Source organism: Psychrobacter sp. TAE2020 (genome assembly GCF_018919485.1).
Lineage (GTDB): Bacteria > Pseudomonadota > Gammaproteobacteria > Pseudomonadales > Moraxellaceae > Psychrobacter.
In genome coordinates this window covers 300,433-313,255 of record NZ_JAHLMU010000001.1, presented here as the reverse complement: position 1 = coordinate 313,255, position 12,823 = coordinate 300,433, and the positions used below count along the sequence as shown (strand labels likewise).

The 12,823-nt window shown below is 42.3% G+C and carries 8 protein-coding genes; 4 read left to right on the top strand and 4 right to left on the bottom strand.

The window, feature by feature from the left end:
- Positions 1-125 precede the first annotated feature (125 nt).
- The 3 genes from KPY62_RS01160 to KPY62_RS01150 all read right to left on the bottom strand — a co-directional run bounded on the left by KPY62_RS01160 (position 126) and on the right by KPY62_RS01150 (position 4,712).
- Positions 126-1,598: a protein adenylyltransferase SelO gene (locus KPY62_RS01160; protein ID WP_216580456.1), complete on the bottom strand. Its 1,473-nt coding sequence runs from the start codon at positions 1,596-1,598 to the stop codon at positions 126-128.
- Between the two features lie 416 nt (positions 1,599-2,014).
- Positions 2,015-3,469, bottom strand: coding sequence for an acyl-CoA desaturase (locus KPY62_RS01155; RefSeq protein WP_228730515.1), 1,455 nt, complete (start codon positions 3,467-3,469; stop codon positions 2,015-2,017).
- Between the two features lie 310 nt (positions 3,470-3,779).
- Entirely contained in the window at positions 3,780-4,712 is a 933-nt protein-coding gene (locus KPY62_RS01150; RefSeq protein ID WP_216580455.1) for a glycerophosphodiester phosphodiesterase, read from the bottom strand.
- Positions 4,713-5,132: 420 nt separating this feature from the next.
- Here KPY62_RS01150 and KPY62_RS01145 point away from each other — a divergent pair, with 420 nt between their 5' ends.
- Positions 5,133-6,116 carry a hypothetical protein gene (locus KPY62_RS01145; protein ID WP_216580454.1) on the top strand — a complete coding sequence of 328 codons (984 nt, stop codon included), beginning with the start codon at positions 5,133-5,135 and terminating at the stop codon, positions 6,114-6,116.
- A gap of 237 nt (positions 6,117-6,353) precedes the next feature.
- Here KPY62_RS01145 and KPY62_RS01140 read toward each other — a convergent pair whose 3' ends face one another.
- The gene (locus tag KPY62_RS01140; RefSeq protein ID WP_216580453.1) at positions 6,354-6,980 is read right to left on the bottom strand and encodes a cob(I)yrinic acid a,c-diamide adenosyltransferase; all 627 of its coding nucleotides are present in this window, start codon (positions 6,978-6,980) and stop codon (positions 6,354-6,356) included.
- Positions 6,981-7,226: 246 nt separating this feature from the next.
- Between KPY62_RS01140 and cysS the strand changes: the two genes are divergently transcribed.
- The 3 genes from cysS to guaB all read left to right on the top strand — a co-directional run bounded on the left by cysS (position 7,227) and on the right by guaB (position 12,727).
- Complete coding sequence (gene cysS / locus KPY62_RS01135; protein WP_228730514.1) at positions 7,227-8,690, top strand: cysteine--tRNA ligase; 1,464 nt, start codon at positions 7,227-7,229, stop codon at positions 8,688-8,690.
- Positions 8,691-8,860: 170 nt separating this feature from the next.
- Positions 8,861-10,825, top strand: coding sequence for a mechanosensitive ion channel family protein (locus KPY62_RS01130; RefSeq protein WP_216580452.1), 1,965 nt, complete (start codon positions 8,861-8,863; stop codon positions 10,823-10,825).
- A 429-nt stretch (positions 10,826-11,254) separates the two neighbouring features.
- Positions 11,255-12,727 carry an IMP dehydrogenase gene (guaB, locus tag KPY62_RS01125; RefSeq protein WP_216580451.1) on the top strand — a complete coding sequence of 491 codons (1,473 nt, stop codon included), beginning with the start codon at positions 11,255-11,257 and terminating at the stop codon, positions 12,725-12,727.
- Positions 12,728-12,823: the final 96 nt, after the last annotated feature.

Below are 12,823 nucleotides of genomic sequence, written 5' to 3'. Positions count from 1 at the left end.
AAACTTTGCACAATAATAAGCTGCTTCTCAAAGTTATAGTAGTTCGTATCATCAGTTAAACATAATATCTAGTAAGCTGACAAATATTGTTGTTATCAGCTAAAGTTAAGTGTAAATAACTACGACTAAGACGAACAGCTTATTGGCTGCTGTACAGCATTTGGGGCTGGCGCAGTACTATCAGAGTCAACGGCAATCGCTTGTACTTGATAAGGGTTAGCCAATAACTGATACAGACGCTCAACTTCAGCAAACTGTCCTTGCTCGGCTGCATCAATAGCACGCTGTGCCATACTATTACGCAGTATATAAACAGGGTTATTTTTTTGTAGGGCAGTTAACACTTGCTGGTTATCCACTTGCTGTAGTTGTAGCAGATAACGCTTATGCCACTGTTGCCAAACGCTTAATGCTTCACCCGTAAGCTCTGCTATTAGGGTAGTCAGTAGTTGCTGCTCATAGGGATAGTTAACGGCGTCGACTATAGCTAACAAGGCACGAAAGCTATTAGTATAATCCAGCAGATTATCCTCCAGCAATGTCAAAAACTCAAATGCCAAACGCAAGCTCTCAGACTCGTGGGGCAGTCCTAGCTTACGACATAGCCCTTGCTGATAATGCTGCATAAATGTTGGCTCATATACTGATAAACAGTCATCCAAGCTTTCACGAGTAACGCCAGCGTGAGTTAGACGCATAAAGTGTGGCAGCCAAACGCTAAGATTCCAGTGTCCAATAGCGGGCTGGTTTTGATAAGCATAGCGCCCGCTATGATCGGAGTGATTGTTGATCCATGCCGGATTAAAGCGTTCCATAAAGCCAAATGGTCCGAAATCTAGAGTGCTACCAGTAATTGATAAATTATCGGTATTCATCACTCCATGAGCAAAGCCAATCAGTTGCCAATCAGCAATCATTCGTGCATTACGCTCGACTACGGACTGCAAAAAAGCCAATACTGGTTGTTCGCTATCACGGCACTCAGGATAACAGCTGTCGATCATATAATCGGTGAATTCGCTGAGCAGGTCAGGGGCGAAGCTAGCAATCCATTCAATATGACCAAGGCGAATATGAGTATCAGCGACTCGCATCAGTGCCGCACCAGCCTCGACACGTTCACGGCGTACAGGTGTGTCAGTTACCACGAAGCCTAGTGCATTAGAGGAGGGAATATCCAGTTGGTTGAGCGCATGGCCACATAAGTACTCACGAATAGTACTGCGTAATACCGCACGGCCATCACCCATCCGCGAGTAGGGCGTCAGACCACAACCTTTTAGATGCAGGTCTTGCCGCTTGTCATTATTATCAATTACTTGCGCCATCAGCAAGCCACGACCATCACCTAATTGTCCTGCCCATTGTCCAAACTGGTGACCGGCATAAGCCATAGCTAGCGGTTCAAACTCAGCAGGTAGGTAATGACCAGCCAGAATATCAACCCAGCGTGTCATCAAGTCGCTATCTTCTGTCCAGCCCAATTGCTCAGCTACCTGAGTATTGAAATGACCTATACGTGGGTTATTCAAGGGGACAGGAGGCTGACGATTATAAAGGCGCGGGTCTAAGTTGACATAAGTATTTTGGTAGCGCATAGCAACAATCCGTTATAGAAGTATTAGTGAATAAAACTACTATAACATAGCCATATTTCTAGGGCATGTTTGATCAGGCATAACTGGTTGCTGGTTTATAATTAACTAAGCATTAATGATACATAGCCTAAGCAATCATGTGTTGTTATCTAAGCACTGTGGATAGCGTTTAGTTAATTAAAGCGCTGTTACAGACAATAGACTAAGCATGGATAGTTTAGTGAGACGTTGTAGGTCAATAGATTGAGTAAACATAGCGACTGACAGCGTACTTATAAAAGGACTCCTTAAAAAAGCTACTTATTAATAATACTGCTTGTTAACAACACTAACTATAAAAAATAGGCCATAAAAAACCTCCTAGCTCTTGAAGATAGGAGGTTTTTAAAATATCCAAAGCTTAACTTATATTAGAGCTAAGCGGCTTTGCTGTTATGACCGATAGAGCGGAAAGCCACTTTTAAGTTGTCATTATGCTCATGGATCTTCTGTTCGATATTAGCATACTCATGCTTAAGCTTATCATCGACTTCATGTAAGCGATCAGCAAACTCAGTCTTTTTCATCTCAATAGCTTTTGCTTTTAGCGCTTGCCATTCTTCGACGGTCTGAGTAAAGGCTTCAAATTCAAACTTGATACGATCTTGAAAGGTCTTCATAGCATGGGGAACATCTACGCCACCAGCATTGACCGTATCGATCTGTTGCTGTGCTTTTTTGAACTGCATTTGTACTTCAGCATGCTTGATAGTTGTATCATCAATAGTACGCAACTCAGTAGTCAAACCAACTTTTGATAATCCAGCAATCAACCATTTAGTTGGATCATACTGCCACCATTTAACCCCATTACGATAGTCGTATTGGAAGAAATGATGATAGTTGTGATAGCCTTCACCCCAAGTAAACAGAGCTAAGAAGAAGTTATCACGGGCAGTGTTAGTATCAGTGTAAGGACGTGAGCCAAACATATGACATAACGAGTTAATAAAGAAAGTGAAGTGGTGAGTCAATACTAAGCGCAACAAGCCCGCTAGTACTAAAGTTCCCCATACATCACCTATCAACCAGCCAATCGCTGCTACTAAACCGACGTTAGCCGCTAGTACCCAGAGACCATAGTACTTATGTTGAATCTGCAAAGTTCTATCTTTAGTCAAGTCTGGAATGTTTTTGTAATCAAACTTACCACTAGGATAGTTCTTTAACATCCAACCAATATGACTGAAGAAAAATCCACGCTTCGCTGAATATGGATCATCCATGCGATCATCAACATGACGATGATGACTACGGTGACCAGATACCCAATCAAATGCTGAACCTTGCACTGCTAGGGTTGAGCCTAACAATAAAAAGTTTTTTACTATAGGATGAGCTTTATAGGCGCGGTGAGCAAGCAGACGGTGATAGCCCGCAGTAATGCTGATACCCGTCCATACCATAAACGCACCAAATACGCCCCAAACAGGCGCACTAACTTGATGGGTAAATAGATACCACGGAGTAATAACTGCAGCAGCAATTGGTGTGGTTATCAAAATAGTGGCTGGAATCCAGTTAATCGGTGCTCTTTTAAATTCAAGCTCACGAATATCAATAGGCTCCTCAGTAGAGAGAGCATTATTGTTGTCGCTAGTACCGGCGCTAGTCTTAGTATTAATACTAGTGTCATCATTAGCGGGAGACAGCTCATTAACGTTACTAGTTGCGGTAGGCTGCTCGCTAGCAGCTTCATTGGCTTTGCCTTCTTCAAACCAAGTCTTTAGGCGTAGTGCCTGAGTACCAGCAGTCTGAATAAGTGTGTCGCTAGATTTGATAGCCAAACGTAAGCCTTTGAGCGGTAAGCCCATTGCTGTTTTTGCAATCATATAATATCCCTTACGGTATTAGTTTCAGCCTCTATATTACTCTAAAATTGATAGAAAGTGAACACCTATACACTAGAAAAATATTGCTAAATAACAATAGCTTGTATGAATAAGGCAATATATATAACTAGTATCTTATTAGCTATCAGCAATTAGGCGAATATGTAATCGATTATGCAGATATGTTAACCAATTAACGCTGATAATTATTAAACTGTTATAGACAGCGGTTAACCGTTTAAGAAAAGTTATCGGTTATTTATCAGCTAAATAATGCATGTCAAACAAGTCATTAGCAAGCAGCAGCATTCTATATTAATAGTTGACTGGGGATATCGGTAATAATGGCATCGACTTGCCAGTGAACCAGCTGTTTAGCAAATGCAATATCGTTGACAGTCCAAGCGCTTACCCGCAAATCATAACGGTGGCAGTAATCGATCACTTGTTTGTTGAGTAGTAAGTAATGGATACCTAAGCTGCTGCAGCCAAGTTGTAAAGCGGTATGGGGTGCACGGTTCAACAGCTTGGCGTCACGTACTAGTAAGCCACGTGCCATAGGTGCTAATAGTTTATTGCGTTGTAGCTGAGCTAACAGTTCTACATCGAAGCTAGTGAGCACAATGGGTAGGCGAGCTAAAGGACTGTCAATTAAATAGCGGCATAAGGCATGTACCAATTTTGGATGATTGGTTCGGCTATGAGTTTTTATTTCCAACTCAATATGAGTGAACTGAGTTAGCAGTTGCATGGTTTTGACTAAAGGGTTGGAGCTGGTCTTAATAGCACTAAGGTCGGCTACCTCCAATAAATTATTAAGCCGCTTTTTTTGTGGCTCTACCAGCGAGGATGTCGATGTCAATGTATGCGTTATTTTTGCTGGAGGTGCTATCGCTAAGGCTTGTGCCAGCTGGTCTAAAGTGATGATTTGATGACCTAGCTGCAAGTGACGTTGAATCTCCATTAAACTCATTTGGTCAATACGAGATTGTAGTCCACACAGGCGCTGTAGGGTATCATCATGGAAGATCACTAAGTGTCCATCAGCGGTCAACTGCACATCGAACTCAATACCTGCTAAGCCATGCCGCTTTAAGCGATTAGCATGTTCAAAGCCGGAAAAGCTGTTCTCTAGTGCTTCATAGCGTGCACCACGATGACCTAGAAGTTGGGTATTGGCAAGCTCTATCATAAGGGTATAGTCAGGGGTTAAGGAGTAGGGGGTCTGACACTCAGCCGTCAAGGATAAAGTACTAATAGTTAACGCTTGATATCCGCTTTATTTCTCTGCTAAAAAGTAGAAAGCGACTGAGTTTAATCAAACCATAAATAAAGTTTAGCGTTTATAAATGAAATTATTATGGCAATCTAATCAATAGTTTGTTATGTTTTTGCAACTATTAGTCTGTTTTGTGACTATTGACTGTATTTATTTCTATATCTTTAAGCTAGGGTAATGAACATCTGTGTCAAACACCGTATAATGGCGTGATTTTAAGCCCTATCATTGCAGCTTTGATAAGTGCAAAACTTTTAGTAAGCTTAGATCAGTACTTAGTCTAATGACTAATGAATCAATCTACGACTATAAAGCTAGTCAACAACTATGAAACCAAGCACTGACGATAGTAGCGCAAATGGTAAAATCAGGAGCAAGATAAGTATGAGTACAGCGAGTAATAGCATAATCAAATGGTCACAAGTTGCCGGTATTGGTTTATTATGCAGTTTGGCCGTCGCTGGGTGCAATCGCTCAGAAAAAGTGGATCAAGAAGAGCTTGATAATACTGAGGAAGCAGTAGTAGTCAATGATGGTGCAGTAGCTCCTGTAATCGCCTGTGATAATCCGCTGGTACAAGATCGCCTGAGAAGTGCATTAAAAAACACTCTAAACCAGCAAGCCCAGAGCTTATCTACTAGCTATGCTAATGCGGTAGAAGTCAGTGTTGACCCTAGTTCAGTCACTAGTAAAGTTAATGGTATTTTGATCGATGTGCAAAATGCAGCAGTACTGCAAGCACCCAATGCTAACGGTATGACTACTTGTCAAGCTAGTGTTAGTATGACTTTGTCTAGCGAAGACCTGTATCAAGCCAGTCAGTTACAAGCCGCTAATAATCAACCAAGCTTACAAACTCGTTTGGCTCAAGCCAATATTCGTATCAATAATAATATGTTGGTCGATGATGCCTTTACTTATGTAGTAGCTGCTAAAGATGGACAAATCCAAGCTCGTATCGCTGGAGAGTCTACGCTAGTAACTATAGTGTCTGAAGTCATGGCAGGTTCTGCAGTGAAGTCAGTTATTGAAGACCAAAGAGCTCAGCGTCAACAACAGCAGACCGAACGTCGTAGTGAAGGCGCCGCGCAAAGAAACAACAATCGTGTTGAACGTCCGAAGCCGCAAGTAGTAAGACCGCTTGAAGCTACGCGTCCAGTACAGCCTGTGCGTCCGGTTCAGCCAGTAACGCCGCCAAAGATTAATCAAGACAGTGGACAGAGCAGTACGCCAAGCAAACCACAAACTAGTAGCCCAGCCGCGTCTCCTAGCGCCAGCAGTAGTACTAGTACTAAGGCTCCAGCTACTGCACCTAAAGATGACAGTATCGATATGGTAATCATTGAAGATGGAAGTGCGGTTTATTAGTAAGCTATCAATAGCTGATTAACCACTATCGATTGATGGTTTTAGTAATAGGTTTTGATGATCGGTGTTAATGGCTTAGCGCTTATGTTGGTAGTATCAATTAAGCGTTAAGTTAATAGTTATCTTAAGCCATAAAAAATGCTCGCAACCCTTATAAAGGTTGTGAGCATTTTTTATGGCTTATACTTATGCAGTACTTATACAGTTATTCAAGCCATCAGTGCTAGTAGCTTTAAATTAATTTTGTTGGTTAGGCAAGTTCTGTAATACTTGGTTATCCCACAATACCTCAGAGACTTGTTTAGGATCGGTACAGAATCTTGCTGCTACAAACAACCAGTCCGATAAGCGGTTGACTAAACTTACCGCTGTACTACGAATGGCTTGTGGACTCTGCTGTTGTAACACCACCGCTTGGCGTTCAGCACGGCGGCAAACCGTACGAGCGACATGCAGTTGGCTGACTAACAGCGAGCCTGTGGGTAAGATAAAATCTTTTAGCGGCGGTAAATGGTCATTCATGGCATCGATTTGCTGCTCTAGCCAGTCGATGTGAGTGGCATTAATACCTTCATACTCAGGCATTGCCAGCTCACCACCGATATTGAATAGTAAATGCTGGATAACGACTAATGCTTGATTAAAATCAGTAGCAGCTTGCTGTTGTAAACGCTCAGGTAAACAGCTATTGGCGATAGCATTGCCAAAGTGAGCGCGTACTAAGCCGATATGTGAGTTAAGCTCGTCGATATCACCCATTACACTGAATAAGTCATCAGCCTTGCTTACACGGCTACCATCTGCCATGCCAGTAGTACCATCATCTCCGGTACGAGTATAAATTTTGCTTAAGCGATTGCCCATTATTATTCCTTATTTGTTTATGATTAGCTATTTATCAGTCGATGTTTAGCACTATCACTACCATTGTAGTATTTTAATGCTATTTTCGCTAAGATACATTGCTATTAAAGTAGGGTAACAGCTTTAAGGCGCTTAAGTTCACGCAAATAGCGTCTAGTTAACGACTTTATAGTAAACTGCTAGTACTTTACTTTTTATTATCATTAATATTGTTCTTAATAATACTTTCACTTACAAGGCTATTTTATGATCACCACACCTCTTGCCGATGCCATGTCGCAGCTGTCTATTTATGATTCGATGACAGGAGCAAAGCAGAATTTCACAGCGCTTAACACCGGTAAAGTGGGCATGTATGTGTGTGGAATGACGGTTTATGATTATTGTCATATTGGTCATGCCCGAGTGATGGTCGCTTTCGATATGGTAGTACGCTGGTTGGCGCAATTGGGTTATAAGGTCAACTATGTACGTAATATTACTGATATAGACGACAAAATTATCGCCCGTGCGCTAGAAAATAAGGAAGATATTGCGGCCTTGACTCAACGCTTTATCGAAGCGATGCATGAGGATGCTGATGCTCTTGGTTGCCTAGCACCGGATGCTGAGCCTCGCGCGACTGATCATATCAATAATATGCAGCAGATGATCGAGATTTTGATTAATGGCAACTATGCTTATGCGGCAGATAACGGTGATGTTTATTATGCGGTTGATAGCTTTGCTGATTATGGCAAACTCTCCAAACGCAATCTTGATGAGATGCAAGCTGGCTCACGAGTAGAAGTTGAAACCGTTAAACGCAACCCATTTGACTTTGTGTTATGGAAAGCGGCAAAACCAAACGAGCCGCAGTGGGCATCCCCTTGGGGGCAAGGACGTCCAGGCTGGCATATTGAGTGTTCAGCGATGTCGATCAAATGCTTAGGTAATACTTTTGATATTCATGGCGGTGGTCATGACTTACAGTTCCCGCATCATGAGAATGAGATTGCTCAATCAGAGGCCAGCACTGGCTGTGAGTATGCACGCAACTGGATGCACGTCGGCTTTATTAACGTTGATGGCGAAAAGATGTCCAAGTCGCTAGGCAATTTCTTTACCATTCGTGAGGTCATGGCTAGATATTTACCTGAAACAGTAAGATTTTTCTTATTATCGAGCCATTATCGTAGCCAAGTGAACTTTTCAGATGTGGCTTTAGATGACGCTCATAATAGCCTAAGTAGATTATATCAAGCCTTAAAAAATGCTGAGCAGCTGCGCAATGAGCCATTGGTGCTCGATGAAGCTATTATCAATAGCGCTTATGCTAGTAAAGCTGGACGAGACTTTATAGCGGCGATGAATGATGATTTTAATAGCTCGGCGGCTACTAGCATACTGTTTGGGCTGGCACGTGATATTAATAAAGCTATCAAAGCTGAGGATGTCGTTAATGCTTGGCAGGGCGCGCAGCAGCTTAAAGCTTTAGCCCAAGTGTTAAACATATTACAGCAACCAGTACAGCAGTTTTTGCAAGCCGTGATTGGTGATAAGGTCGATGACAGTCTCACTGATGGCGTTATCAATGATTTGATCATTGAACGGACCAATGCCAAAAGTAATAAAGATTTTGCGCGTGCCGATGAGATTCGGGTGCAGCTAAAAGACGCTGGTATTGAGTTAGAAGACAGCCGTAGCGGTACTACATGGCGACGTGCTTAATGAGCTCAAGGTAATAGTTACCCTTTAGCTTTGCCTTTTAGTGAAAACTTCGGCTTAGCTACTGCGAATTTTGATAGACGCCAACTAACAAATAAGGTCAGCTTAATGCTGGCTTTTTTTGGCGTACTCCTTTAATTTACATCCAAGCCTTTCAAAAAAATACTCAGCACATGCCTATCTCTAATAAATCTATCGATGAAATTAATAACAATGACGCTAACCTTAGGCAAGGCCTAAGCTATCTGCTACAGTGGCTAAGTTTTAGCCTACTACTATCGAGCTTAGTCTGCGCACCAGCATATGCAGACAATGAGGCTGCAAATAGTACACAATATCCTCAAAACAGCTCAGCTGATAAGTTGAGCGCTCAGCCTGATAACTTCACTGCGTATGTCGAAGAAAAAATTGATACTGTCAAAGGTAAAGGAGTTAGCGCCTCCGACATTGCTGTCGAGATGTTCAATCCAGCAGAAAAAAACGCTGTGCCTCAGGCTGGCAGTTTGCAAGGAGATTTGGGCCTCTCTGGAGAATATAACCAAAGCTACTACTTATTAAACGAGCTTAATGCAGGACTGCCAGTGTTAGCCAAGCCTGCTAATCTATCAACGCCGCTAGCGACTCTGGAGTTTTTTCAATCCGCTATTATGAAGCAGCAATTTGACTTAGCGGCTTATGCGCTCAATATGAACTTGATTGATAGTGATTTGCAGCGTAATCGATCTATCGAATTGAGCCAGCGTCTAGACTTTTTGTTAAACGAAAAAAAGCTTTATGTGTTCGATGAGTTACCTGATCGCCCTGATGGGTTGATTGAACCGCCTATAGGTAATGACAGTAGTGTTTTGGGTGTGCCTCGTCGCTCGATTCAGCTTGGCTATATTGACTATCGTGAACGTCGGGTGCCTATTTATTTACAACGTGTGAGGGTAGATGATGGCGCTCCAGTTTGGGTGTTTTCCGCACAAACTGTTGATAATATCGATAATTTGTATGAGCAGTATCGTCCGGAAAAGTTTGAACGCTATCTACCGTCATGGATGAAATTAAAGTTCTTTAGTATTACCCTGTGGGAGTTCTTTGCATTAACCTTGTTTTTCTTATTAACTGTGGGGCTTGGTTGGCTACTTAGTAAAGGTACCGGAAAAATTATTAGCTGGTACCTAAACGCTAAAGGTAGAAGTTTTCATGATAGCAATCGTAATGGAGTGACCGATTTTGTCAATAAGCTAACCGTTCCGCTGACATTTACCATCAGCCTGTCCTTATTATTTACTTTAGTATCTGGCGGCTTTCCTTATCTGGATGCAGTAGCGTCATCAACTCGGCCTATAATTTGGGTGGGCTTAGTATTTAGTACTTTATGGCTAGGTATTCGTATTATTAATTTCTTTGCCAATCGTTATCAAGATTTTCAAATTGAAAACTTAGGTGATGAGGATTTTGACAAAGTACGTAGTCGACGAACTTATGTCTCTGTATTTCGACGAGTATTTATCTTTGTCATGATTCTTGGTAGTTTTTGGATTGGGCTCAGTGAGTTCGCTAATATGGACGGCCTAGGCACTACATTGCTAACCTCAGCAGGTATCGCTGGTGTGGTTATTGGTATTGCAGCACAGCCAAGCTTAGGTAATATTATTGCCGGACTACAAGTGGCTATTACTCAGCCGATACGCATTGGTGATACAGTGATGATGGATGGCGAGTGGACGACTATAGAAGACTTACGCTATACCTATGCGATTTTGAAGACTTGGGATGAACGCCGTTTAATCGTACCGATGCGTAACCTTATCACTGAAAATATAGAAAACTGGTCACATACTGATGTGCATCAGACTTGCGTGGTTTATTTATATGTGGACTACGGTGCTGACATTGATGCTATTCGTCAGAAGTATTTTGAATTAGTCAAAGCCAATGAGCTGTGGGATGGAGAGACTGAGCCTGATCTACTAACGGTATCAGTCACTGAAACTACCATCAAGCTGCGGGGTAGTTTGGCCTCTGACGGGCCTGCAAATGCTTGGGCCCTAGAGTGTGCAGTGCGTGAGCAAATGTTAAGCTACCTCTATAAAGAGCAAAATTCATATTTACCTGTTGAACGTATTATTGTTAAAGGTAATAGCCATTAGGGTGTGTTGAGTACTTACAACCCCGCTCTATCAATAGCTTTCAAAAAAGCATTACTCTGTAGGTAATATTATTGAACACAGCAAGCTAGAGACTCTGAGCACAAGCGAAAATATAGCATGCGAGCAAGCGTCATATTTGCTATAATATGGCGTTATTTTAGCGGGATAATTAAGTCATTGTGAGCCATTAGCCGCTTTCTTGCTTATAGCTACTGACAATAGATTAATTGAGCACTGTTTTACTTCGCTTGGGCCTGGTCTTATGAGTAGCTAAGCATCGTTTGCATAAGGTCTAGTCAGGCTAAGCAAAAACCAATAGTAACTGTCTGTATTGAGCCGTTATTAATTATCAGTTGTTTCAACCCGCTCTAATTTATTATCTTGATCTCAAGCTCCCTCCCATCAAAATAACCACTATTAGGGGTATGTATGTTACGTATTGTCGATGAAGCCTTCACTTTTGATGACGTGTTATTGTTACCAGCCTATTCTGAAGTTCTCCCAAAAACAGCCAACTTAACCACGCGACTGACCAAAAGTATCACCTTGAACTTACCGCTAATTTCTGCGGCTATGGATACGGTTACAGAGTCTGAAATGGCCATTACTATGGCGCAGTTAGGCGGTATGGGTATTCTACATAAAAACATGGATATCATTCAGCAGGCAACCCAAGTTCGCCGAGTCAAAAAATTCGAAGCAGGTACGGTAGTAGATCCTATTACTGTCTATCCAGAGATGTCTATTGGTGAGCTGCTAAAGCTAACGCAAGACAACAATATCTCTGGGGTGCCAGTAGTTGAAAAAGGTACTGATAAAGTAGTAGGTATCGTGACCCATCGTGATTGGCGTTTTGAAACCAATCTGTCATTGCCAGTCAGTCATATCATGACGCCAAAAGAGCAGTTAGTCACCGTACATGAAGGTGAAAGCAATGAAAATATTAAAAAGCTGCTTCATGAGCATCGCATCGAAAAGGTTATTGTCATCGATGACGACTTCCGTCTGCGCGGCTTAATCACTGTTAACGACTTTGCCAAAGCCGAAAATAATCCTAACGCTTGTAAAGATGATCAAGGTCGTCTGCGTGTTGGCGCAGCAGTTGGTACTGGCGCAGATACTCAAGCGCGCGTTGAAGCTTTGGTTGGTGCTGATGTCGACGTCATCATAGTTGACACCGCACATGGTCACTCAAGAGGGGTGATCGATAAAGTTGCTTGGATCAAAAAGAACTTCCCGCATATTCAAATTATCGGTGGCAATATTGCTACAGGCGATGCCGCTAAAGCGTTACGTGATGCTGGTGCTGATGCCGTAAAAGTAGGGATTGGTCCTGGTTCAATTTGTACTACTCGTATTATTGCTGGTATTGGTGTTCCGCAAATCTCGGCTATCGATAATGTGGCTAGTGCGTTACAAGACAGTATCCCACTGATCGCTGATGGCGGTATTCGTTATTCAGGCGATATGGCTAAAGCTATCGCTGCGGGCGCTTCTTGTATTATGGTCGGCTCATTAATGGCAGGTACTGAAGAAGCACCAGGCGAAGTTGAGCTATTCCAAGGCCGTTATTACAAAGCTTATCGTGGTATGGGTAGTTTAGGAGCTATGTCAGGCGACAACGGCTCATCAGACCGTTACTTCCAAGACGCTAAAGATGGAGTCGAAAAACTGGTTCCTGAAGGTATCGAAGGTCGTGTGCCTTATAAAGGCCCAGTAGCAGGTATCGTCAATCAATTAGTCGGTGGCTTGCGCTCCTCGATGGGCTATACGGGTTGTGCCACTATTGAGGATATGCGCACTAAGCCGCAGTTCATCAAAGTGACTTCAGCTGGGATGAAAGAGTCGCATGTTCACGATGTGCAAATCACTAAAGAGGCGCCTAATTATCGAGTCAGTTAGGTCTTATTAGCTCTCAGATACAGACAGTCAACGATGCTTATACATTGTTGACTGTTTTTTTTGTAAAATAAGTAAGCTTTAGCAATAACAGAGGTT

Bases quoted from the DNA above. Each gene is read 5' to 3' on its own strand.
- cysS (WP_228730514.1), top strand. From the start codon at position 7,227: ATGATCACCACACCTCTTGCCGATGCCATGTCGCAGCTGTCTATTTAT.
- KPY62_RS01155 (WP_228730515.1), bottom strand. From the start codon at position 3,469: ATGATTGCAAAAACAGCAATGGGCTTACCGCTCAAAGGCTTACGTTTG.
- KPY62_RS01145 (WP_216580454.1), top strand. From the start codon at position 5,133: ATGAGTACAGCGAGTAATAGCATAATCAAATGGTCACAAGTTGCCGGT.
- KPY62_RS01160 (WP_216580456.1), bottom strand. From the start codon at position 1,598: ATGCGCTACCAAAATACTTATGTCAACTTAGACCCGCGCCTTTATAAT.
- KPY62_RS01130 (WP_216580452.1), top strand. From the start codon at position 8,861: ATGCCTATCTCTAATAAATCTATCGATGAAATTAATAACAATGACGCT.
- guaB (WP_216580451.1), top strand. From the start codon at position 11,255: ATGTTACGTATTGTCGATGAAGCCTTCACTTTTGATGACGTGTTATTG.
- KPY62_RS01140 (WP_216580453.1), bottom strand. From the start codon at position 6,980: ATGGGCAATCGCTTAAGCAAAATTTATACTCGTACCGGAGATGATGGT.